The following is a 22,889-nucleotide window of genomic DNA, read 5'->3' on the forward strand; positions in this document are numbered from 1 at the left end:
GAGATCCACGGCTCGATCACAGAGCGAGTACGAGACTCGGACCCGGAGGACATCTTGCCTGCGACTGACAACCGCCAGTTGATCGATTGGGTCGATCATTGGGCCAGCGTGCTGCGACCTGACGCCGTCCACTGGTGCGACGGCTCGGCGGCCGAGTACGACCAGCTCTGCGACCAGATGGTTGAGTCCGGGACGCTCATCGAGCTCGATCCCCGCACCCGGCCTAACAGCTACCTCGCTCGCTCGGACCCTGCCGACGTAGCGCGGGTCGAGGACCGCACCTTCATCTGCAGCGAGCACGAAGTCGATGCGGGCCCGAACAACAACTGGCGCCAGCCCGACGAGATGCGCGAGGAGCTGCTGAAGCTCTTCGAGGGCTCGATGCGCGGCCGGACCATGTACGTCGTGCCGTTCTCCATGGGACCGCTGGGCAGCCACATCGCCCACATCGGAGTACAGCTCACGGACTCGCCGTATGTGGCCGCCTCCATGCGGATCATGACTCGCATGGGCCAGGCAGCGCTCGACGTGCTCGGCGACGGCGACTTCGTGCCGTGCGTTCACTCGCTCGGCGCACCGTTGGAACCGGGTCAGACCGATGTCCCGTGGCCGTGCGACGCGGATCGCAAGTACATCGTCCACTACCCCGAGACACGCGAGATCTGGTCGCACGGCTCCGGCTACGGCGGCAATGCCCTGCTCGGCAAGAAGTGCTTCGCACTGCGCATCGCGTCGACCATGGCCCGCGACGAGGGCTGGCTGGCTGAGCACATGCTCATCGTGGGCGTGACACCGCCGCAAGGCGAAACCGTCTACGTAGCGGCAGCGTTCCCCTCCGCCTGCGGCAAAACGAATATGGCGATGATGATCCCCACGCTTCCGGGCTGGAAGATCCGCACCATCGGCGACGACATTGCGTGGATGAAGTTCGGCGACGACGGCCGCCTGCACGCCATCAATCCCGAGGCCGGCATCTTCGGCGTCGCGCCCAACACCGGCAACGACACCAACCCGAGCGCGCTCGGCACCATGTGGGGCAACTGCGTGTTCACCAACGTGGCGCAGACCCCCGACGGCGACGTCTGGTGGGAGGGCCTCACGCCGGAGCCGCCGGAAGGTCTCATCGACTGGCGCGGCAACGAGTGGTCGCCGTCCGACGGCACGCCCGCAGCCCATCCCAACGCCCGCTTCACGGCCCCTGCCGCCCAATGCCCCACCATTGCGCCCGAGTGGGAGGATCCCGCGGGCGTGCCCATCTCGGCCATCCTCTTCGGCGGTCGGCGCGCTACCACGGTTCCGCTCGTCGTCGAGGCCTTCGACTGGTCCCACGGCGTGTTCCTGGGCTCGCAGATGTCCTCCGAGAAGACCGCTGCTGCGGCAGGGACGGTCGGCGAAGTGCGACGCGATCCGTTCGCCATGCTGCCGTTCTGCGGGTACAACTTCGGCGACTATTTCCAGCACTGGCTGGACATCGGCGCGAAGCCCGGCACCCAGCTGCCGAAGCTGTACTACGTCAACTGGTTCCGCAAGGACGCCGACGGCAAGTTCATCTGGCCGGGCTTCGGCGACAACTCCCGGGTGCTGAAGTGGGTGCTCGAGCGCATCGCCGGCCACGGCGAGGCCGTGCCGACGGCGATCGGATTGGTGCCCCCGCCGGAGGCGTTGGACACCAGCGGGCTCGACCTCAGCGATGCCGAGATCGAGACGCTGCTCGAGGTCGACGAGGACGACTGGCGAGCCGAGATCGACATGATCGAAGCGCACTACCGGGCGCTGGGCGAGCGTCTGCCGACCGAGATGCGCAAAGAGCTCGACCGGCTCGAACAGCGCCTCGGCTTCTGAGCGACCACACGCACCGTCTCTCCTCCGAGCCTCTTAGCCCTGGCTAGACACGGGCAAGCCACCAGGCGGGCAGCACGTAGTCCATCACCTCGAACTGTACGATCCACTGCGGATCGACGGCGAAACTCGGCTCGTCGCGTTCGCGATAGCCGAACACGTACGGTCCCTTCCCTGAGGTTGGTGCCGCGGCGGCGACTGCCTGAGCGAGACTGGGGCGTTCCCCTTCGTTCACCAGATGCGCCGTCTTCATCCACGCGGCCCGTGGCCTGTCGTGCAGCTCGGCGAGAAGCAGCTGGTGCTGCAGCTCGTCGCACGCTTCCCAGAGCCAATCGGAAATGCCGTCCCACGAGAACTTGGACGGATGTGACGCCATGAACACCACGAGTGTCTCCGGCTTCCAAACAGGCAGGCCGTGCACGTCATCGAGCGGAATCTGCGGATCCCATCTGCACACCCGATAGTCGCTCAGCGACCGAGGGCGCCGCAGGCCGGTCGGAGCGCCGACTGTGGGCGACGGACGATTGGGGCGAGGACGCGAGTCCGCAGTGTTGAGCAGCGACCATCCATGCGCACGAACATGCGAGGCTGATCGCCTCGTCTGCCTTCAAGCGCGATGACGACCCCCGCCGATCCTGGTTCGCATGGGAAAGAAAACCGCCCTGAGGCCGGTATTCTGACCATATGGAGGTGCTGAACGCTGAGAACGCAGAGCATCTCCTGATCGCGGTGCGCTGGCCTGACGAGCCGAGCTGTCCCACCTGTTCGAGTGGCGCCCGTCTGGTAGCGGGCGGAGACGGCGACCACGATTGGAGCACTTGGCGATGCGCCGACTGCCGCAAGCGGTTCACGGTCACGACCGGCACCGAGATCCACTCGACGAAACTGGCGCCAGCGGCTTGGCTCGCTGCGGCGAGCTTGCCGGAGCCGACGCCGGCGAACATCGTCGGGGCCATCAGCGTCTCGCTGGTCACGGCCCGCAAGATCTCCTCAGTCATGCAGCCGGTGAAGAGCGACTCACTGCCCGAGAGGTTGAGGCACCTGCTGCGAGATCGACGTCGGCGAGAGCCCACTGCGGACCCATGGCAGATCGAGCGCCTGCCGGCCACCCTCCACGAGGACGACAACCCGCTCGTGCCGTTGAGCAACGGGACCAAGAGCGTCTTGAACGCACTGAGGGCACGTCCCTTCGGCGCCACGGCGGCCAAGCTCGCCGAGCTGGCCGATGTCTCCTACTCGCAGACTTCACGCTGTCTCATCGAGCTCGAGCGGCGCGGCTGGGCAGAGAAGTCCACAGCGACGGTCCAGCACGGATACGAACTGCGACCCGCGACGCTCTGGGAGCTTTCGTGGTCGACCAGCTGCATGGAAGCGTTGTCGTTCCTTCGTGAGCGTCCGACTCGCCGCGTCGAGGATGCGGCCGATCGAGTCCCACAGCGCTTCTGGCGGAACTTCTGGTCGGGTGCCTCAGCCGACACGCTGCGCATCTCCCTGCACGGCCTGCACATCGCAGAGACACTGATCGGAGGGCGCGATGTGTGCGCGCGAGCGTGGGCGCTCTCGACCCTGCCGGCGAGCGTGCTGCAGGAATGCCGCACTCTGCGCGGGTTCGACACGGGTCCGACCGCCGAGCTGCTCGACGCAGAGATGTCTCGGCGGGCAGCTACGGCATGAGCGAGCTCGACGAGCTGGCCGACGTCCTGCCTGCGAATCTGCGCAGCGTTTGGCCGCATGTCGCGGACTGCGCGAACCGGGTCGGGGGAGTGCTCATGGGAGGCACTGCCGTTGCCATCCACCTGCGTCACCGCGTGTCAGAGGATCTCGACGTCATCACGCTGGAGAAGTTCTCCGGCAAGGCGCAGGAACGGCGCCTGCGGAAGTCGGCCGCCGTTGTGGATGTCGAAGAGGTGTCCGACAACATGTTCCACGGCTTCGTGGATGGCGTGAGGGTCGACATCTTCCGGGCGTTGCCGACCGACGAGGTGCACCCCTCGGACATGCGGTGGGTCGGCTCCAGCACGGAGATCGCCGGGATGAACGTCGGCTCCATTCCGGACCTGATGGCCGCCAAGCTCGACGTGATCATGCGCCGGCCCAAGCTGCGCGGCTACTTGGACCTCGCGGCGATGGACGAGTCCGGCGCCTGCAGCCTCGAAGCGGGTCTCGGTTACTACTGCCAGCGCTTCGGCTACAGCCACCCGCCCCATGCGCTCGAGGAGATCACCCGACTGCTCGACAACCCGGGAACGCTGCCCACCGACCCCGACTACGAAGACCGTCGCTCAGATGCCCTCGAACACCTGCAGGGCCGTGTTCCTGACTTGCGAGTCCGCATCGCCGAAATGCGCGACATCGCCGTCAACGACTCAGTCTCAGCGTCCGCTCAGCGAATACGCGAAGCGCCGCATTGACTACGCACTGCCTCAAGTTCAGTCGCACTCAGGACTCCCTCACATCGTGTGAGAATCGTGTGCGCGTGCGTTGCCCGACTCAATGGAGAATCCCCTATCGGCGCCTTATCGCCCTTGCGTGCGGGGCGTCGGGACTCTCGCTCTCAGCTGCCCAGGAACATGGCCCGGATGGCGAGGCCCATGATGAACAGCGCGCCGAGGCCGAACAGCTCGTACCGGCGATGTTCAAGCTGCTGGCGGTAGCCGATGACGAAGGCAACCGCCACGGCGCAGCACACCCCGTAGAAGACGTGGAAGGCGGGAGCCACGACATCGGCCGTCCGCATGAGGATGACCCCGGCGGTGAGCTGGATGAACACCAGCACCCAAGCGCCGCCCAGCAGCCACCACAGGCTGCTGTGTCGCAGACCCTGCCACCGGATGGCAGCGAGCGCCCACAATCCCGCTGCCCCGTTCGACAGCACCATCACCCAGCCGAGCGCGAGGTGAATCGTCGACCAGGTCTCAGCGCTCACGTCGACTGATCGGCAACGGTGCCTGATGGTCTCACCGCTGACGCGCCGACCGTGCCTGATGGTCTCACCGCTGACGCGGTGAGACATGCTCGGTGAATAGGTGGATGAACATCAGGAGGTTCTGGGCGTCGCCGTGCCCGTTCGCGAGGTTGATCTCGCCGGGTCGGCGCGCCTCGGTCTCGCTCAGCTTCATCACGTCGAGGGCTCGCAGGAGCCCGACGGGCGCCCCCGCAGAGACCAGCTCGCTGATGTCGCGCACCAGGTGACGGCCACGCAGCCCTTGGGCCTGAATGAGGCTGCGAACCAGGAGGCGAGCCAGTGCACACGCGCTTGCAGGCGACACGTCGGCGACAGCAGCAGCCTCGTCGTACAGCGGGACCAGCTTTCGGTCCAACCCCGGCGGGGCGCTGTGCTCATCGGCGCGCCCTGACCGGGCGCTGTGCTCATCGGCGCGCCCTGCGGCGTCGCTGGGTTGATCGTGGCGCTCCGATTCCGGCATCGAGGCGGCTCCCGAACCCGGTTCAGGCAACGGCACCGGTGTCGCGCAGCTTCGCGATGTCGTCAGGGGCATAGCCGGCGATTGCCAGCACCTCGTCCGTGTGCTGGCCCGGATGTGCAGGCGGCCCCTGCACCGCCGGTGCGGTGCGGCTGAAGCGTGGCGACGGGCTCGGCTGGATCACGCCCGCCACCTCGCAGAACACGTCGCGGTGAGCATTGTGCGGATGCTGGGGGGCCTCGGCCAGCGTCAGCACTGGTGCGAAGCACACGTCGGTGGCGTCCATGATCTCGCACCACTCGGCGCGTGTCTTCGACCTGAAGACCTCCGCGATGCGCTCCTTCTGGTGCGGCCAGCGACCGCGCGAATGCTGGTTGGCGAACTCTGGGTCCTCGTCGAGACCGGTGAGACGGAGCAGTTCTGCGTAGAACTGCAGCTCGATGGATCCGATCGAGACGTAGTTGCCATCGGCACACTCGTAGACGTCGTAGAAATGGCTGCCGGTGTCGAGCAGATTCGTGCCCCGCTCGTCGTTCCATACGCCGAGCGCCCGCATGGAATGGAACATCGCCATCAGCGTCGCGGCACCGTCGACCATCGCCGCGTCCACCACCTGACCCTCGCCGGAGCGCTGGGCCTCGAACAGGGCGCACGCCACGCCGAACGCCAGCAACATGCCGCCGCCGCCGAAGTCGCCCACCAGGTTCAGCGGAGCGATCGGCGGCTCGCCGCGCCGGCCGATGGGGTCGAGCGCGCCCGCCAACGCTATGTAGTTGATGTCGTGGCCGGCGCCCATCGCGTACGGCCCCTCCTGGCCCCAGCCGGTCATCCGGCCGTAGACCAATCTCGGGTTGCGAGCCAGGCACTCGTCGGGACCAATGCCCAGCCGCTCCATGACACCGGGACGGAAGCCTTCGATAAGCGCATCCGACTCCTCGATCAGCCGCAGGAGCGCTTCGACGGCGTCGGGATTCTTGAGGTCGAGACCGACCGACGTGCGTCCACGGGCGAGCACGTCGATCGGCGGGGTGTCGGGATCTCGATCGCGCACTCTCGCTGCGCGGTCGATGCGGATGACCTCCGCCCCCATGTCCGAGAGCATCATCCCGCAGAAGGGTCCCGGGCCGATGCCCTGCAACTCGATGACTCGAACGCCTGCCAGCGGCCCTGTGCTCATCGTCGCTCCCGTTCTCGATGGTGTCTCAGAGAGTTATCCGCCGGCAACGCTACTGCGCGCCGACGCGAGCCTTCCCGGCCCCGCCCCCGCGGAGGCTGAGCCGTCAGGCGAAGCCGTGGCCCGAGCGGCCCGTGATCCCGTATCGAATCGATATGGGGAACAAGAGCCGGAGACAACCGTCGACGCGACGAGGTGCCTCATCCGTTCGCGCGTTTGCTCGGCAGAGCCGGCCCTCAGCTCAGCGACCGCGCGACTGCGTCCGCCACACGTCGAACGGCACCGGGCGTGCGTGTTCCCCACCAGAACAGATCCTGGCCATCGATGAGATGGACGGGGCCATAGGCGCCGAGCTCATCGAGGTGGTGGCGATGCCACGGGTATGGCTCGGTCGGTGCGAGCACGAGGTCGATGGGTTCGCTCGCGAGATCGGCCTCGTCCAAGGTCGGGTACGCATCGGGCCGGTCGGCGAATGCCACCTCCAGCCCGCAGTAGGCCAGCAGGGTCGCTCCATAGGTCCGGTCACTGATTGTCATCAATGGGCGGCGCCAGATCGGCACGAAAACGCGTACACGCGTGTCGTCACCGTCAGCACGGCGCAGCGGCGGGAGCTCCGAGCGCGCAGGCAGCGGCTCGGGTTGCCAGGCTGCGCCGACACGCTGAGCCAGTCGTGCCAGCTCACCGTTGACGTCATCGAGCGATGCGATGTGCAGCACCTCGACATCGATGCCGGCTGCCACCAGCGCTTCGAAGTCCTCGCGCCGGTTCTCTTCGCGGTCGACGACGACCAGGTCCGGCACCAGCTCCGCAATGGCAGCGATGTCGGGGTTCTTGGTGCCGCCGACATGGGGCAGATCGTCACGCTCGCAGAACCGGGTGCACGCCACCGGGTCGATGCCCCACGCCGCCAGCGTCTCGGTGGCACTGGGAACGAGGCTGATCACTCGCACCGGCCGCAGGCTAGGGAGCCGCACGGTGACTCAGCCTTCTCGTTGTCGCATCTTTCGTTTCCCGCTCTTGTTCGCTGCGTCCCGCTCTTGTTCGCTGCGCTCACGGGCCGCTCGGGCCACGGCTTCGCCTATCGGCTGAGCCTCCAACGACGGTCTAGGTTCGCCTTCGTGAACGAGTCGGCAGGCGCCGGAGGGCCGGATGAGTCGCTGCCGACTGACGACGGGCTCGACGCCGCGCAGCGTGCTGCGGTTCGCTCGCCTGCCGCAGCGCTGCTGGTGGTGGCCGGTCCGGGAAGCGGCAAGACCCGCGTGCTCACCCGGCGAATCGCCTGGCGGGCTGCGACCGACTCAATGCAGGCACGACGCGCCGTGGCGGTCACCTTCACTCGCCGGGCCGCCAGCGAGCTCCGGTCGCGCCTGAGACAGCTCGAGATCGACGACATGGGGCCGGTAGGCACGTTTCACTCCCTCGCGCTCGCGCAGATCCGCCAGTACGACATCGATCACGGTCGCGCCGAGCGGAAGATCCTGCCGAACCGCGCAGCGCTCAGCGGTGAGCTGGCGGAGCATCTCCAGCGCTCGTACGGGTCCCGCCAGCCGATCACCGTCGCCGCCGCCCTGCGTGAGATCGACTGGGCCAAGGCCGGCGATCTCTCGGTCGCCGAGTACCGCGACGGACCCGCCACGCGCCGGCTGGGGCTGGCCGGAGGCGAAGCAGCAGCGGACGTGTACCGCCACTTCGAGCGAACCAAATCGCGCCGCCGGATACTGGACTTCGACGATCTGCTGGCCGAGTGCACACGGCTCATGCGGACTGACGAGCACTTCGCCGGTGCGCAGCGCTGGCTCGGTCGGCACTTCTTCGTCGACGAATTCCAGGATCTCAACCGCCTGCAATGGAACCTGCTGTGGGCATGGCTCGGCGGTGCGGAATCTGTGCGCAATCACGACGCCGACATCTGTGCCGTGGGCGACGCCGACCAAGCGATCTACGGCTGGAATGGCGCTGACAGCAGCTATCTGACCGGGTTCGACCGTCACTTCGCTGATGCGCAGATCGTCCGGCTCGACCTCAACTACCGCAGCCAGCCATCGTTGGTCGCCGCGGCCACGGCAGTCATGTCCGACGTCGCCGACTCAGCCCCTGCCAGCACCAGCGGTCATGCACAGGCCCCAGCGCGTCCGCACGAGATTCCGCTGGCGCCGACCGCGGCAGCGTTCGACGACGCTGGAGCCGAAGCCGTGGGCATCGCACGCTGGCTCGCCGACCGTCACGTGGGCCGGACCCGCTGGGACTCATTCGGTGTGCTTGCACGGACGAATGCACAGCTTTCCGACATCGGCACAGCCCTTGACGCGCATGGCATCCCCTACCGGCTCGGCGGGCAGCGCAGCCCGTTCTTGGAGCTGCCCGCCGTTCGCGAGATGCTGGAACATCTCCGCGACAGCGGCGCAAGCTTTCCTTCCACCGTCGACGACCTGCGCGCCGAAGCGCTCGATGGTCCCCCAGACACTGTGTCGGACCCGATGCTGATGCGAGTGCTGGACCTGGCGGACGCGTACCTGGCTGAGTGGGATCGCTCCTCGGGCGCGCGGTCACGGCGAATCGGACCGAGCGGCGAGGGCTTCGCCACCTGGGTGGGGCTGTTCGCGGGGAACAACCGCGAGCTCTCTGCTGACCTGTTCGACAGCGACCGTTCCGGCACCCCATTCGACCCACGCGACGGTGCCGTGACCCTCGCAACCTTCCATGCCGCCAAGGGCCTGCAGTGGCGCCACGTGGTGGTCGCCGGCACCGAGGACGGCTTGGTGCCGTTGCGCCCCGACGATGCCGAGGAGCGCCGGCTGTTCTACGTCGCAGTCTCTCGGGCCAGCCACACGCTCCACTTCACGTGGGCGCGTCACCGGTCCGACCGCCATCGCACGGGCGGGTCTCGGAACCCATCGCCGTGGCTGTCGGTGATCGAGCACGCGACGGCCGAGGCGGCGCCGCTGTCGCCCGACGACGCCGCCTCCCGGGTGGCCGCCGCCCGTGCCGCCCTCGACGCAACGCGGCCGTCGTGAGGAGCCGGGGCCCGAGATCGCTTGTCTTGTCGCCCGGTCGATCGGCTCAAAGGGCCAGATCGGCGAAGACCGGGGTGTGATCCGAGGGCTTGTTGCCCTTGCGGGCGTTGCGATCGATGAGACAGAACTGGGTGGCCGCCACGACGGACTCGGTGCCCAGCAGCAGGTCGATCCGCAGGCCGTGCCGTTTGTAGAACGCGCCGTCGCGGTAGTCCCACCAGCTGTACATGCCATCGTCGTCGTAGTGCTCGCGGAAGATGTCCCGCAGACCCCACTCGCACACGTCGGCAAGCGCATCGCGTTCGCGCTGGGTGACGTGGGTGCGGGGCTCGGTGTTCTGGGGATCCCAGACATCGCGGTCGTCGGGGCACACGTTGAAGTCGCCGCCGACCAGTACTGGCTCGGCCGGGTCGCAGGTGGCTTCGAGGTGCGCCCGCAGGCGACCCAGCCAGTCGAGCTTGTAGTGGTAGTGCTCATGGTCGACTTCGCGGCCGTTCGGCACATATGCGGAGCTCACCGCCACACCGCCGCAGCGGGCCGAGACGATGCGGGCATCGGGATCGGGCTCGCGGCCGTCGGCGAAGCCCGCAACCACATCGGACAGGCCCACCTTCGACAGGATCGCCACCCCGTTCCAGCGACCCTGCCCGTGGTGGGCTGACTCGTAGCCCTGCGCATCGAAGTGCAGGTGCGGGAACTGCCCGTCGGCCATCTTGGTCTCCTGCAGCAGCAGCACGTCGGGCTCGGCGTAGTCCAGCCATTCGTCGACCCGTTCGAGCCGGGCGTTGAGGCTGTTGACGTTCCAGGTGGCGATGCGCACGCTGCCGACGCTAACGCCCCTCCACGAGAGGCAGCGCGGAGAAGCCTGCCTGCCCGTTGTCGTACCAGTTGCTTCCCGTTCTTGTTCGTTCCGCTCACGGGCCGCTCGGGCCACAGCTTCGCCTGGCGGCTCAGCCTCCTAGCGGGCGAGCGGCTTGTAGGCGATGCGGGTGGGGCCCGCATCGGCGGCCAGCTCGCTCTTGCGGAACGTCTCGTACTCCGAGAAGCTGCCCTCGAACCAGCGGACCTCGCTGTTGCCTTCGAATGCCAGCACGTGGGTCGCAATACGGTCCAGGAACCACCGGTCGTGGCTGATGACCACTGCGCAGCCCCCGAACGACTCCAGCGCCGCCTCCAACGCCCGCAGCGTGTCCACGTCGAGGCCATTGGTCGGCTCGTCCAGCAGGAGCACATTGCAGCCCGATGTGAGCGTTCTCGCGAGGTGGACCCGGTTGCGCTCCCCGCCGGCGAGGTCGCCGACCCGCTTCTGCTGATCAGAGCCAGTGAAGTTGAACGACGCCACGAAGGCCCGGCCGTTGACCTCACGCGCGCCGTCGAGTCCGGTGATGCGCAGCAGGGTGGACTTGCCGGACCCGTTGTGACCGATCACGCCGATCTTCGCGCCCTGCAGGAACGCCAGGGTGACATCGCGCAGCACCTCGCGGTCGGGCGGGTAGAAGCGCCCCATCCGGCGCAGCGTGCAGATGAACTCCGTCGCCATCACTGGGTCGCCATCACTGGGTCGCCGGCAGCTTGTCAACTCAGTGCGAATCCGACGAGCGCCTCGAGTTCCCGGAGGGCCTCGTCGGGATCGGTCACCTTGATGGCCTTCATGCCCATCGCCGCCGCCGGCTTGCAGTTGATGCCCAGATCGTCCAAGTACGCCGTGCGGGCCGGATCGATGCCGAGCTCGTTGCAGGCCAACTCGTAGATGCGGGGATCGGGCTTGCGCAGACCCACCACCGACGACTCGATCACGACACCGAAGAACTCCATCACCTCGGCGACCGCAACCGCCGTGTCGGGGTCCCGGGCCATGCCGGCGCCATGACCGGCCTTCACGTTGTTCGTTATGCAGCCGACCGGCAGCCGTGCTGCCAGAATGCGCAGCGCTCGGACCATCTGCGGCCGCAGTCCCCCGCTGAGACATGCGAGCACCTCGGCCCCTGAGATCGAATGGCCGCGGGCACCGGCCTCGGCCTCGAACAGATCGGCGAACTCGGCAACCGTCACCTCGCTGCGCTCCAGTCGCGCCCAAGCATTGGCGTCGGGGTTGGTGGCATTGATCTGCCGGATCGTGTCGCGGGGCACGCCGATGCGGTCTTCGTAACGGTTGAAGGCTTCGAACGGGCTCTCGGTGATGACGCCCCCGAAGTCGAACAGCACTGCATCCACGGTGTTGGACTGGCTCGGGGACACGGCCCGGCACGCTACCTGGGCCTGTCCGACGCCGGGCATGTTCAATGCCGGGACTCCGAATACCGCGTCATCGGCATGAGTTTCTGCGAAGAGCTTCGCAAGGTGTACAGATTTTCGCGCGTCAAGCGCGAAAATCCGTCAGAATCGCGCGAGCGTTCGCTAAGGTCCCGCCATGGCCACGGACTCACCGACGTCGGCATCGCCAGCTTCGCCGGAAGCTCCTGCGAAGAAGCAGTGGACGAGCAGGGCTGTCTGCCGAACTGTCAACGCAGGCAATTCCGCATATTGCGCCGTCTGCGACGAACTCATCAAGTTCCGGGCACGCATCCGGGCAGAGCAAATCATCTGCAACGTGTACATCAAGAACAAATGGGACCGTGTCGAGCACTACCACCCGGAGTGCTACGAGCAGGCGGGCAGCCCCTACGGCGAGCCCAAGGGCTGATCGGACCCGGGAGGGTCCCAGCGAGCGGCCCTTGCGGGGCTACAGCACCTGGCTCAAGAACAGCTTGGTTCGCTCTTCGGTCGGATCAGTGAAGAAGTGGTGGGGCGTGCCCACCTCGACGATCTCGCCGCCTTCCATGAAGATGACGCGGTCGGCCACTTCACGCGCAAAACCCATCTCGTGCGTCACGACCATCATCGTCATTCCCGAACGCGCCAGCTCCTCCATCACGTCGAGGACTTCCTTGATCATCTCAGGGTCGAGCGCTGAGGTGGGTTCGTCGAAAAGCATCACCCGCGGTTCCATCGCGAGCGCCCGTGCGATGGCGACGCGCTGCTGCTGACCGCCCGAGAGCTGCCCGGGGAACTTCTCCGCCTGCTCGGGGATGCCTACACGCTCGAGCAGCGCCTCGGCCAGTTCCTCGGCCTCGGGACGCGACTTGCGGCGCACCCAGATCGGCGCGAGCGTGATGTTGTCGACGACGGTCAGGTGCGGGAACAGGTTGAACTGCTGGAACACCATGCCGACTTCGGAACGGATCTTCTCGATGTTGCGCAGGTCGTTGGTGAGCTCGATGCCGTCGACGATGATCTGACCGTTCTGGTGGGCCTCCAGCCGGTTGATGCACCGGATCCAGGTGCTCTTGCCCGATCCCGACGGTCCGAGCACGACCACGATCTCCTGCTCCTTGATCGTCGCGGTGATGCCGCTGAGTGCCTGGAAATCGCCGAACCACTTGTCGACGTCGCGGCAGACGATCATGTCGTCTCGCGCTGCAAGCTCGTCGGACACTGCGATCGTGGCGTCGCTGATGCTCACGATGTTCTCCCCCTGGGGTTGAAGTCAAGTCTGCACGCCGAAGCGGCGGGCGACCGCTTCATCGCTCGCCTACCCCGAGGCGCCGTTCGAGCCGCTGGCTCTGCTTGGACAAGGTGTAGGCGAAGACCCAGTAGACGAGGGACACGAACAGCAGGCCCTCCCGCTTGATCCCGAGGAACTGGGTCTGCGCCGGAATGACGCTGTTCGCCATCCGGAGCAGGTCGAAGACGCCGATGATTGCCAGCAGCGAGGTCTCCTTGAACGTGGCGATCATCTGCCCGACAAGCGGCGGGATCGACGCTCGCAGCGCCTGCGGCAGAACAACGAAGACCGTCCGCTGGGTCGTGCTCAGGCCGACAGCGTCAGAGGCCTCGAACTGGCCCCGGCGCACCGACTGCAACCCTCCCCGAACGTTCTCGGCGAGGTACGCGGCCGAGAAGAGGGTGTAGCCGGCTGTCGCGCTGGCAATGAGGCTGATTTCCATGCCGACTGGCAGGAACAGGTTCAAGATGATGGCGAAGAAGATCAGGATCGTGATGAGCGGCACTCCCCTGATCACCTCGATATAGCTCGTCGCCATCACCCGGAAGATGGGCAGCCGCGAGGTGCGGGCCAGCGCCAGCAGCACGCCGAGCGGGAACGACAGCATGATCGTGAACACCGCCACGATCACGGTCACCGCGAAGCCGCCGATGAGCGCCTCGGTGGGGGTCTCCACCGTCGAAGGGGCATTCATCAGCGTGGCGAAGTAGTGGACGATCGCCACGAGCACCAGCCACGCCGCAACCAGGCGCCGACGCTTGACGATCTCGCCCGCGAAGTTGTGAGCCGCCAGCGCGACCAGTGACAGCAGCAGGAAGCTGAGGCGGGCCTTCTGCAGCATCGAATACCAGCCGAAGTACGCCGCGACCCAGTTGAACGCCGCGACCCCCAGCAGCACGATGGCGATGATGCGGCCCATCTCGCCGATGCCCGGGCGGGTGAGCAGCCGCAGCACCGCCCCGCCGAGAACAGCAAAAGCCACTGCCATGGGGATGTCGACGGCCACGACGCGGTTCCACTCGAGGTGCGGATCGCGCAGGATCACCCAGTAGAGAACGAATGGGCTTGCCAGCCACAGCAGATTCAGAACGATCCGCATCCGCTGTTGCTGCTGTTCGCCGAAGCCCCGCCGCATGACTCTGCCGAGGGCCATCGCGGCCACCGCCAGCAGCCACATCACGGTCCACGGAATCTTGGTCGACATCGCGACCGTGCGACCGGGCTCTGCGATGAACGCGCCGTCGACGAACGCGAAGTGGCCCCACGGGTAGATCCAGGCCGACAGCACGGGCAACGCGAGCAGGGCGACCGCAAATTCGACGGCGGGCAGCGAAGTGATCGAGACCCTCGCGCTGGCAATGGCGCGTCGCAGTGACAGCCCAGCGGCAACCAGCGCTGCAGCCGTGAGCCACCAAACCCACCGGTCGGCCATTGCCTCGAAGAACGACTGCCGGACGACGTCATCGCCTTCGCGCAGGACCGCTCCGTCAGCGCCGACGAGCACCGACGGCTCGCGCAAGACCACACCCAGCGCGATGACCGCTCCGAAGCCCACGAGTGCTGTCGAGATCCTCTTCAACTGCACGCCGTCGCCCCGGCCCGCGAACAGGCCCAGCGACAGCCCGGTGAGCACCACGAGCGTCCCGACGCATACCCAGATGCGCACGTACTGCTCTTCGGGGTACGCGTGGGTGAAGATCAGCCGAAGGTTCGTGCGCACCGCGTCCCAGCCACGCTCCTCGCTGAAGACGAAGTTGAGCAGGCCGCGAGCGACAAACAGGATCAGCAGCCCGAAGGCGACCGTCAGGAAGGAATTGAACGGGCTGGAGAACAGGTTCTTGCGGACCCACTCCCCCGCAGACCGGTAGGTCTCCTCTGCCGGGCGGGCGCGGGTCGCCGCGACGGCAGCGGTGTCGACAACGGCCGGATCGACCGGGTCAGCCGGTCCGGCTGCTGTGGTGTCGGGGGCGCCCGCTGCGTCGTCCATCTCAGCGCTCCACGATCCGCATCCGGACATTGAAGAAATTGACGACGACCGAGATCGTCAGCGAGCAGGCCAAGTAGAACAGCATCCAGATGGAGACGACTTCAAGGGTCTTGCCCGTCTGGTTGTAGACGGTCTGGCCGACTTGGACGACGTCGCTGTAGCCGACGGCGATGGCCAGCGACGTGTTCTTGGTGAGGTTGAGGTACTGATTGCCCAGCGGGGGCAGGATCACCCGGAATGCTTGGGGCAGAACGACCCGTCGCAGCATCGTCGAACGGCGAAGCCCGAGGGCCTGCGCAGCCTCGCTCTGGCCTTTGGGAACCGCCAGGATCCCGCCGCGCACGACTTCGGCAATGAATGCCGCCGTGTAGAGCACGACGCCGAAGTAGACCGCCGCGAGTCCCTGGATGAGGTTCAGGCCTGACGGTCCGTAGTTGGGAAAGTTGCCGACCTGCTCGATATCGGGTCGCATGGCGTCGATCGGCAGACCGGTGCGCCCGTTGCCGAACTTGTCGCCGAGCACCTCGAAGAGGTCTCGGCCGGAGTTGATGATCCAGCTCGACAGGCCGGGCCATCCCAGCGTCACGAACAGGATCACCAAGACCGCGCCGGCTGCCGCGAAGATGATCCGGAACCAGTCGTCGTCGACCAGCTTCGTCAGCCCGGCGGGGGTGCGGTGCGCTACCAGAAAACGGCGGATCCACAGGATCGCCGCGCCGATTGCCGCCACTGCGATGACTGCCTGAACGATGCCCGGCGTCAGCGAGTCGATTGCTCGGGCGATGAAGTCGAAGATGGCACCGACCCAGCCGAAGATCGGGTGCAGGAACCAGCCGACCACACCGAACACTCCGACGACGGCCAAGAAACTCATCACCGGATAGGTCGAGCGGCCGGTGGCGTCGTGCAGCCGGTTGCGATGCCGCATCAAGAGCCAGCCGATGCCTGCACCGATGAGGAGGAAGATCAGCCACTGGTAGAACCCGTCGGCGACGAAGACGCGCGGGATCGAGACGCCCTTGTTGGAGATATGCAGCCAGCCGGGAATCGGGCCTTGGTCCGCGGTGACGCGCGGCAGGCTCGCGATCACGACGAAAATGAGGATGATCTGCACGAGCAGCGGGATACTGCGCAATGTCTCCACGAAGACGCTGCTGGCCCGGCTCACGATCCAGTTGCGGGAGAGCCGCCCGACACCGACGAGCACGCCGAGCACCGTCGCCGCGATGATGCCGCCGAATGACAGGCGGATGGTGTTGACCATGCCGACCCACAGCGCCCGGCCGCTCGTGTCGGGGTCGGTGTCGATGCCTGAGCCGAGATCGCTGCCCAAGGCCGTGCCCAGGAACTCGTACCCTGTCTCGATGTCCTTGGCCTCGAGGTTGCTCTGACCCTGAGACGCGAGGAAGATCAGTGCGAAGAGCACCAAGGCCAGCGCCAGCACCTGTGAGAGCCACTTGACGACGGTGGCATCCCGATAGAACGGCGGTCGGGTTCCCACCGCGCTCAGAGATGAGCCGCGGTCGTCGTGCAGCGGATCACTCACCGCAGGTCACCCTACGCGACCGAGTCCGATGTTTCGCGCCTTGGCCTCTCGGCGATTCGGCGGGCGGCGTCAGAGCTTCTCGCCAAGGCCTCCAAGGCCTCTGGTGTGGCGACGCGCAATGACCCCCGATCCCGAAGGACCGGGGGCCGTGCAGTTCAGCGCAGTTCAGCTGGTTGCGCCGCTCGCGTGCTGGGTTGTCACCCAGTCCGCGAGCGGATGATCAGCGCGCCGGCGGTGCGTAGATCAGGCCGCCGTCGAGCCAGCCGGCGTTGGCTGAACCCTCGCGTGACAGTCCTACCGGGTTCAGGTGACGGGAGTAGATCTCGTCGTAGTTCCCGACCTGCGCGATCACGTTGTAGTAGGCGTCGGGCGACAGGCCCATGGCAGTCTGCAGCTGGCCGTCGCCGCCCAGCAGGCGGATCGCCTCGGCATCGAGGCTTCCGTCGCCGAGGCGAGCGTCGATGTTCGCCGAGGTGATGCCCTTCTCATCGGCAATGATCGTGGCGTACACGGTCCAGTTGACCACGTCGGCGAAGCGCGACTGGTTCTGGCCGTACGTCGGACCCAGCGGCTCCTTCGAGATCGGCGTCGGCGGGAAGATCACCCATTCCTCACCATCGGGCTGCTGGTTCGCCTTGCGGCCCACCAGTGCAGAACCGTCCGTGGTGATGACATCGCACGATCCATCGATGAAGTTGGTGGTCACGATGTCGAAGTCATCGTACGTGTCGAGTCTCATCTCGATCCCCGCGGCATCCGCCGCGTCGGCGATGTTCTGCTCGGTCGTGGTGCCCGCGTTGGTGCAGACCACGGCGCCGGCGATGTCGGCGACCGAGGAGCTGCCGCTGAAGCCGTCGCTCGCGCGAGCCATCAGCTGCTGGCCGTCGTAGTAGGTGGTGGGGCCGAAGTCCATGCCGACCTCGGTATCACGGCCCTGTGTCCAAGTGGTGTTGCGCATCAGGACGTCGATTACACCTGTATTAACGGCAGTGAAGCGCTCACCAGCAGAGAGCGGCACGAACTCGACCGCGTCAGCGTCGCCGAAGATCGCCGCGGCGACTGCCCGGCAGTAATCGACGTCGAAGCCCTTCTGCGAGCCGTCAGGCTGGGTCTCCGAGAACGCCACCGCCGAACCAGAGACACCGCACTTGAGCTCGCCGCGATCGATGATGGCATCGAGCAGATCGCCCTCGTCCTGGGTCAGACCGACCTCTGTCGCCGGCGAGGGCTCAGCTGCTTCCGTGGTTGCCACTGGCTCGGCACCGTTGACCTCTTCGTCATCGCCCGAGCCGCAGGCGGCAGCGACCATGGTGAGCGCCACAAGCACTCCGGCGAGTCGTAGCGCGGTGCGCCGCGAGACCGGCGCGATTCGTCTGTTCATTGAGATCTGTCCCTCCGTCATGAATCTGAACAATCTGAACTCAGGCACGCTACGGGCTGTTCCGCACGTCACCGCACCCGACAACCCATGAGGCTAGTGCCCGCAGACGCGTTGCCGACAGGACCGGGTTGCCGCATTCCGGTTACGATCGCATTGTTTGAATGGATTTCCACCTGTGAATGGATTTCCACCTGCCGCCTGCGCAGAGGGCCTCAAGGTGGTGACGGAGACACTCGGGGGCACACTTGAGGGATGGCCCAACCTGCCGACCACGCGCTTGCAGCGAGCGTGGCGACCGAGACCGGGGACCTGCTGGTTAAGACCCGCGAGCGGCTCTTCGCAGCGGGTGCCGGCACTTGGGAAGTCCGCGACACGGGCGACTTCGAGGCACACCGCCACATCGTGGAGCGCTTGTCCGAAGCACTGCCCGCAGACGCGATCCTCTCCGAGGAGGGCCGCGACAATCTCGACCGCCTGACGGCGGACCGGGTCTGGATCGTCGATCCGCTGGACGGAACTCGCGAGTACTCCGAGCCGGGCCGCAGCGATTGGGCCGTGCATGTGGCTCTGGTCGAGAACGGAGCGCCGACAGCGGCAGCAGTAGCGCTGCCCGCGGTTGGGCGGACGCTGTGCACCGAGCCCGGGCCGTCGCTGCCCGAGTCCCACAACGGCCGGCCCCGTCTCGTCGTCAGCAGGACGCGCCCGCCGGCGGCTGCTGTCATCGTTGCTCAGGCGCTCGACGCCGAGCTCATGACGCTCGGCTCAGCCGGTGCCAAGGCCATGGCAGTCGTGATGGGAATGGCCGACATCTATGCCCATTCCGGCGGCCAATTCGAGTGGGACAACTGCGCACCAGTTGCAGTCGCGCGAGCGGCCGGCCTGCACGCGAGCCGCTGCGACGGTTCGGAGTTGGAGTACAACTTCGCCGACCCGTGGCTCCCCGACCTGCTCATCTGCCGCCCCGAGTACGCAGATGATGCACTGGAGGCGCTGCGGCAAGTGATCGAAGGCGAAGCCTGAGTTTGGCTGTCGTGGTGTATGCAGGGAGCGTGGTGTATGCAGGGAGGGGCCTGTGGAACTGAAGGCAACGAAGTACGAAGCCGACGGCCCCGTTGCCATCCTGACGCTGTCGCGACCGCACCGCCGCAACGCATGGACCGGGCGGATGCACACCGAGCTGCGCTGGGTGCTGGAGCAGGCCGAGCGCGATCGGGGGGTCCGCGTGGTAGTGATCACCGGCGAGGGTCGCGACTTCTGCGTGGGTGCCGACACCCAAGCACTCGAAGGACACGGCGAGCGCGGCGGCTACGACCCCGGCACTGCGCCGGACCTGGCGATGCCCGGCTATGGCGTGGCGCCGGAATTCGACCAGAACTTCGCCTTCATGATGGCGCTGGAGACGATCACGATTGCGGCGGTGAACGGCGCTGCAGCCGGCGCCGGACTTGTGCTGGCCTGCTACTGCGACCTGCGGTTCGCAGCGTCGAACGCCAAGCTCACGACCGCTCACGGACCGCTCGGCCTGCCCGCCGAATTCGGCCTGTCGTGGGTGCTGCCCCGCCTCGTGGGCGTCACGCGTTCCAACGACCTGCTGCTGTCGAGCCGCAAGCTGCTGGCGTCGGAGACGGAGGGCTGGGGCCTGTTCAACGAAATTCTCGACGGATCAGAACTCATGGACCGCGTGTACGCGTACGCACACGACATGGCGGCCCGGGTGGCGCCCAGCTCGCTGGCCACGACGAAGCGACAGATCTACCTCGACCAGCACCGCGACGTCGGCACGGCCGTCTCGGAGTCCGACCGCCTGCTCGAAGAGATGATCCCCAGTCCTGACTACCTCGAGGGCGTCAGGGCGTTGAGGGAGCGTCGGCCCCCGAGGTGGCCCTCAGACTGAGGACTCGCGCTTCCGGCACTGTGACGCGCAGCGTCACAGCTCCAGCACAGTGATCACGCCGGTGTCGCCGTCGACCTCGATGAGCGCGCCGTCGGGTATGCGCCCCGTGGCCCCCATCGCGGACACGACGCAGGGCAGGCCCAGTTCGCGGCTGACGATGACGGAGTGGCTGAGCGCTGCCCCGACGTCCACGACGACCGCGCTCGCACTGACGAACAGCGGAGTCCATGACGGATCGGTGAGGGGCGCCACGAGCACGTCCCCGGGCTGCAGCGCGGTCGGATCGCTGCTGTCGAGCACCACCCGGGCGCGACCGCGCGCCACCCCGGGACAGCCCGGCAAACCGGCGAGCGTCTCGCCCGCGTCCAGCAGAGGCAAGTCGGCAGCGCCGCGGCGAGGCCACTCAGACATCGGCGGCGGATCGCCGACAATGACGAACGGCTCCTGACGAGAAGCGGCATCGTCCCACTTGGCCTGACGCTCGGCAATGGCCTCTGCCCAGCCGGTCGGGTCGTCGAGCATCTCGTGAACCTCGGACAGCCGCAGCATGCCGAACTCGGTTTCCCCGGTGAACTGCCCACGCCCGACGAGCCGCTGGCCCAGGACCCGCGACGCGATGCGGCACTCGTTCACGTAGCGCACGCAGTTCGTCTTGGTCCGCTCACGTCCCGGCAGGTACACCGCCGCAGCCCCGAGCGCCAAGCTGAACTGCATCTGCGTCTCCGGATCAGCCTCCAGCGCCGCCGAGATCTCTGCGGCCAGCGCCTCCCGCTGGGCGGCCAGTCCGGCGCGCCGCAGCGCGGGCTCGGCATCGGCGGGCGCCAGGCGCATGCGGTCGATGGCGGCCAGCGCGATGTCGGGATCGGTCTCCCAGGTCGGGCAGCTCATCTCCCACTCGTTCGGCCCCCGCGAGCCGAACTCATAGACGAACGAGCCGAACGCCTCATTGAACGCCGCAACATCGCCTGAAGCGTCGTCGGGGCCTGCCGCCGCCAAACGGTCGGCCAAGCCCGCCGGTCCCGCATCGAACAATTCCCCCAGCACGCTCGATGAGGCGACCTGCCGCCCGAGTTCCCACATCGCATCCGACGGCGCGGCGGAGGCCACGTCCCCGTAGCCGGCTACCAGCTTGAGCGTGTCCTCTGGCCGGCCCAGCGCCGTGCAGACCTGTTCGAGCGCGCCCAACGGCACGGCAGCCAGAAACGATGTCTTCAGGTGACGTGCGAACAGCAGCCGGAAGCCGGCGCCGTCCGCGTAGCCCGACTCCAGGAAATCGCTGATCCAGTCGATGATCTCGTGATCGCCCATCTGGGCGAAGTCGGGCCGCTGTGCTCGCAGCTCGGCGATGTTGCGTTCGTCCTCGAAGACCTCCGGCAGTTCCGGTGCCGCGAACAGCATCAGGAAGGTCTCGCCGATGCGCTGTTCGGCTTCGGGGCTGGCGTCATCGGGATGCGGTTCGTACGGCGGGATGCCCGGCTGCTCGCCGAAGAAAGTCCGATCGACCGTGTCCACGTCGATGCCAGGGGCGCGGGCGCCGAACACGCGGCCCACAGCGGCGTTGAGGTAGGCGTAACCCCCGAAGACGCCCAGAAAGACGCAGTTGTCGGGATCGAATTCGTCGTAGCCGAACGCGCCCATCTCCACGTAGGCATCGCGGAAGCCCAGCTCGGATATGCGAATGCCGTCGTCGTTCTGGAACGCGAAGTCGAAGGTGCTCATCCTCACCGGGTCGGGGAACACCTCGCCCACGTTGGCGCGTGTCCAGATGGGATAGCGCTCCGAGGGCTTTGTGCCGACGAAGTAGCCGCCGCTTCGATCTGTCAGGTCTGCCATGTCCTCTCCCAGCGGTCGCGAATGCATACGCATGATGCGCCGCACAGCCTCGCGCGTCGCAACGGCGAAGCTTGCCACGTTGGGTGTACTGGCGGGGTTCGTCGCCTCAAGCGGTTCAGCGAGGAGCGCTGCGGAGACGAAGCGGGTCGGGCAGCCGCCTCCCCCTCATGGCGGCTGCCCGACCAAGCCGTGATGTGATGCTAGACCGTCACGCACGCGTCGCGACCAACTTGGAGGGGCCGATGCCGGTGACCATTGAGCACTACCGGGATCTGGGCGAGTTCACCTATGGCGCCTGCGACCAGGTGAGCCCGCTCATCCGCCGGGTCATCTGCAAGAACCCGACGCCGTTCACCTATCGGGGCACCGGCACCTACATCGTCGGTCGCGGCGAGGTGGCCGTCATCGACGCAGGGCCTCCGCTGGAGAGCCATCTCGACGATGTCATGAGTGCGCTGGAGTCCGGCGAGACCGTCGGCGCTGCGTTCGTCACCCATACCCACAGCGATCACTCTCCCTTGACTGGCGACCTGGTCGCCAGGACCGGAGCGCTCAGCTACGGCTACGGACCGCATGCGAGCGTGTGGAAGCTCGATCCCGACGACCGCGTCGACTTCTCCGAGTACATCAGCGCCGAAGAGCAGAAGAAGTACCAGTCCGAGTTCGACGCTCTGCCCCCCGAGCTGAAGCGCGAGGGCGCCGACACAGACTTCGTCCCGGACGTGGCATTGACGGACGGCGACATCGTCACCGGTGACGGCTGGACGCTCCGCGCCATACACACGCCCGGACACTGCTCGAATCACCTCTGCTACGAGCTGATTGAAGAGAACGCTCTCTTCTCGGGCGACCACGTCATGGGCTGGGCGACGAGCGTCGTCGGACCGCCTGACGGATCGATGCAGGACTACTTGGCCTCGCTGGAAAAGCTGCTCGAATCCGACCACGAGCGGTACTGGCCGACGCACGGCCCGCCGATCCCGGAGCCGACGGCCTACGTGCGATCGTTCATCGCCCACCGCAGCGACCGCGAAGCGCAAATCGTCACGCATATGCGTCCCGGTCCGTGCCGCATCGCCGACTTCGTGCCCAAGATGTACGAGGCCTATGACAAGCGGCTGTGGTATCCCGCAGCGAGCTCGGTGTACGCCCACATGCTGCACCTCGTCGAGACCGGCCGTGCGCGCGTCGTGGACGGCGACGACGGCGAGCCCAAGCTCACCTCGGTCTACGAGCTGACTGCGGTCGCTTAGAC

Annotated in this window: 20 protein-coding genes and 1 pseudogene; 8 read left to right on the forward strand and 13 right to left on the reverse strand. The window is 66.8% G+C overall.

Annotated features, from left to right (window positions below; all coding sequences use genetic code 11):
• Nucleotides 1-54 precede the first annotated feature (54 nt).
• Entirely contained in the window at nucleotides 55-1,842 is a 1,788-nt protein-coding gene (locus tag ACOGXQ_RS08095) for a phosphoenolpyruvate carboxykinase (GTP) (RefSeq protein WP_419946898.1), read from the forward strand.
• A gap of 43 nt (nucleotides 1,843-1,885) precedes the next feature.
• Here the strand turns inward: ACOGXQ_RS08095 and ACOGXQ_RS08100 are convergent, their stop codons facing one another.
• On the reverse strand, nucleotides 1,886-2,296 hold the full coding sequence (locus tag ACOGXQ_RS08100; RefSeq protein WP_419946899.1) for a hypothetical protein: 411 nt from the start codon (nucleotides 2,294-2,296) through the stop codon (nucleotides 1,886-1,888).
• A gap of 227 nt (nucleotides 2,297-2,523) precedes the next feature.
• On the opposite strand from ACOGXQ_RS08100, the gene ACOGXQ_RS08105 reads away from it, so the two are divergent.
• Both ACOGXQ_RS08105 and ACOGXQ_RS08110 read left to right on the forward strand, forming a co-directional pair.
• Complete coding sequence (locus tag ACOGXQ_RS08105) at nucleotides 2,524-3,513, forward strand: helix-turn-helix domain-containing protein (RefSeq protein WP_419946900.1); 990 nt, start codon at nucleotides 2,524-2,526, stop codon at nucleotides 3,511-3,513.
• Complete coding sequence (locus ACOGXQ_RS08110; protein WP_419946901.1) at nucleotides 3,510-4,250, forward strand: nucleotidyl transferase AbiEii/AbiGii toxin family protein; 741 nt, start codon at nucleotides 3,510-3,512, stop codon at nucleotides 4,248-4,250. The genes ACOGXQ_RS08105 and ACOGXQ_RS08110 overlap by 4 nt, the downstream gene beginning before the upstream one ends.
• 143 nt (nucleotides 4,251-4,393) lie before the next feature.
• On the opposite strand, the gene ACOGXQ_RS08115 is transcribed toward ACOGXQ_RS08110, so the two are convergent.
• The 4 genes from ACOGXQ_RS08115 to ACOGXQ_RS08130 all read right to left on the reverse strand — a co-directional run bounded on the left by ACOGXQ_RS08115 (nucleotide 4,394) and on the right by ACOGXQ_RS08130 (nucleotide 7,385).
• Nucleotides 4,394-4,765, reverse strand: coding sequence for a hypothetical protein (locus tag ACOGXQ_RS08115; protein WP_419946902.1), 372 nt, complete (start codon nucleotides 4,763-4,765; stop codon nucleotides 4,394-4,396).
• Between the two features lie 64 nt (nucleotides 4,766-4,829).
• A complete protein-coding gene (locus tag ACOGXQ_RS08120) occupies nucleotides 4,830-5,264 on the reverse strand; it encodes a hypothetical protein (RefSeq protein ID WP_419946903.1) in 435 nt (144 codons plus the stop codon).
• A 22-nt stretch (nucleotides 5,265-5,286) separates the two neighbouring features.
• Complete coding sequence (locus ACOGXQ_RS08125) at nucleotides 5,287-6,438, reverse strand: CaiB/BaiF CoA transferase family protein (RefSeq protein WP_419946904.1); 1,152 nt, start codon at nucleotides 6,436-6,438, stop codon at nucleotides 5,287-5,289.
• 233 nt (nucleotides 6,439-6,671) lie between these two features.
• Complete coding sequence (locus ACOGXQ_RS08130) at nucleotides 6,672-7,385, reverse strand: helical backbone metal receptor (protein ID WP_419946905.1); 714 nt, start codon at nucleotides 7,383-7,385, stop codon at nucleotides 6,672-6,674.
• Between the two features lie 168 nt (nucleotides 7,386-7,553).
• Here ACOGXQ_RS08130 and ACOGXQ_RS08135 point away from each other — a divergent pair, with 168 nt between their 5' ends.
• Nucleotides 7,554-9,449: an ATP-dependent helicase gene (locus ACOGXQ_RS08135; protein WP_419946906.1), complete on the forward strand. Its 1,896-nt coding sequence runs from the start codon at nucleotides 7,554-7,556 to the stop codon at nucleotides 9,447-9,449.
• Nucleotides 9,450-9,495: 46 nt separating this feature from the next.
• Here ACOGXQ_RS08135 and ACOGXQ_RS08140 read toward each other — a convergent pair whose 3' ends face one another.
• The 3 genes and pseudogenes from ACOGXQ_RS08140 to ACOGXQ_RS08150 all read right to left on the reverse strand — a co-directional run bounded on the left by ACOGXQ_RS08140 (nucleotide 9,496) and on the right by ACOGXQ_RS08150 (nucleotide 11,687).
• Nucleotides 9,496-10,269: an exodeoxyribonuclease III gene (locus ACOGXQ_RS08140; protein ID WP_419946907.1), complete on the reverse strand. Its 774-nt coding sequence runs from the start codon at nucleotides 10,267-10,269 to the stop codon at nucleotides 9,496-9,498.
• Between the two features lie 138 nt (nucleotides 10,270-10,407).
• A pseudogene (locus ACOGXQ_RS08145) lies at nucleotides 10,408-10,935 on the reverse strand (ATP-binding cassette domain-containing protein); the annotation flags it as partial.
• Nucleotides 10,936-11,024: 89 nt separating this feature from the next.
• The gene (locus ACOGXQ_RS08150; RefSeq protein ID WP_419946908.1) at nucleotides 11,025-11,687 is read right to left on the reverse strand and encodes an HAD-IA family hydrolase; all 663 of its coding nucleotides are present in this window, start codon (nucleotides 11,685-11,687) and stop codon (nucleotides 11,025-11,027) included.
• 172 nt (nucleotides 11,688-11,859) lie between these two features.
• Between ACOGXQ_RS08150 and ACOGXQ_RS08155 the strand changes: the two genes are divergently transcribed.
• Entirely contained in the window at nucleotides 11,860-12,132 is a 273-nt protein-coding gene (locus tag ACOGXQ_RS08155) for a hypothetical protein (protein ID WP_419946909.1), read from the forward strand.
• Between the two features lie 39 nt (nucleotides 12,133-12,171).
• Here ACOGXQ_RS08155 and ACOGXQ_RS08160 read toward each other — a convergent pair whose 3' ends face one another.
• The 4 genes from ACOGXQ_RS08160 to ACOGXQ_RS08175 form a co-directional block, all read right to left on the reverse strand.
• Nucleotides 12,172-12,894 carry an amino acid ABC transporter ATP-binding protein gene (locus ACOGXQ_RS08160; RefSeq protein ID WP_419947364.1) on the reverse strand — a complete coding sequence of 241 codons (723 nt, stop codon included), beginning with the start codon at nucleotides 12,892-12,894 and terminating at the stop codon, nucleotides 12,172-12,174.
• A 115-nt stretch (nucleotides 12,895-13,009) separates the two neighbouring features.
• Nucleotides 13,010-14,980, reverse strand: a complete 1,971-nt coding sequence (locus tag ACOGXQ_RS08165) for an amino acid ABC transporter permease (protein ID WP_419946910.1) — start codon at nucleotides 14,978-14,980, stop codon at nucleotides 13,010-13,012.
• A gap of 1 nt (nucleotide 14,981) precedes the next feature.
• Nucleotides 14,982-16,526, reverse strand: coding sequence for an ABC transporter permease subunit (locus tag ACOGXQ_RS08170; RefSeq protein ID WP_419946911.1), 1,545 nt, complete (start codon nucleotides 16,524-16,526; stop codon nucleotides 14,982-14,984).
• A 220-nt stretch (nucleotides 16,527-16,746) separates the two neighbouring features.
• A complete protein-coding gene (locus ACOGXQ_RS08175) occupies nucleotides 16,747-17,907 on the reverse strand; it encodes an amino acid ABC transporter substrate-binding protein (RefSeq protein WP_419946912.1) in 1,161 nt (386 codons plus the stop codon).
• A gap of 252 nt (nucleotides 17,908-18,159) precedes the next feature.
• Here ACOGXQ_RS08175 and ACOGXQ_RS08180 point away from each other — a divergent pair, with 252 nt between their 5' ends.
• Together ACOGXQ_RS08180 and ACOGXQ_RS08185 are read left to right on the forward strand one after the other, a co-directional pair.
• The gene (locus ACOGXQ_RS08180; RefSeq protein ID WP_419946913.1) at nucleotides 18,160-18,927 is read left to right on the forward strand and encodes a 3'(2'),5'-bisphosphate nucleotidase CysQ; all 768 of its coding nucleotides are present in this window, start codon (nucleotides 18,160-18,162) and stop codon (nucleotides 18,925-18,927) included.
• 52 nt (nucleotides 18,928-18,979) lie between these two features.
• On the forward strand, nucleotides 18,980-19,801 hold the full coding sequence (locus ACOGXQ_RS08185) for an enoyl-CoA hydratase-related protein (RefSeq protein WP_419946914.1): 822 nt from the start codon (nucleotides 18,980-18,982) through the stop codon (nucleotides 19,799-19,801).
• Between the two features lie 33 nt (nucleotides 19,802-19,834).
• Here the strand turns inward: ACOGXQ_RS08185 and ACOGXQ_RS08190 are convergent, their stop codons facing one another.
• Nucleotides 19,835-21,634: a PEP-utilizing enzyme gene (locus tag ACOGXQ_RS08190; RefSeq protein WP_419946915.1), complete on the reverse strand. Its 1,800-nt coding sequence runs from the start codon at nucleotides 21,632-21,634 to the stop codon at nucleotides 19,835-19,837.
• Nucleotides 21,635-21,876: 242 nt separating this feature from the next.
• Between ACOGXQ_RS08190 and ACOGXQ_RS08195 the strand changes: the two genes are divergently transcribed.
• Nucleotides 21,877-22,887 carry an MBL fold metallo-hydrolase gene (locus tag ACOGXQ_RS08195; RefSeq protein ID WP_419946916.1) on the forward strand — a complete coding sequence of 337 codons (1,011 nt, stop codon included), beginning with the start codon at nucleotides 21,877-21,879 and terminating at the stop codon, nucleotides 22,885-22,887.
• Nucleotides 22,888-22,889: the final 2 nt, after the last annotated feature.

This window comes from Candidatus Poriferisodalis sp., from assembly GCF_965208485.1.
Taxonomy (GTDB): domain Bacteria; phylum Actinomycetota; class Acidimicrobiia; order Acidimicrobiales; family Poriferisodalaceae; genus Poriferisodalis.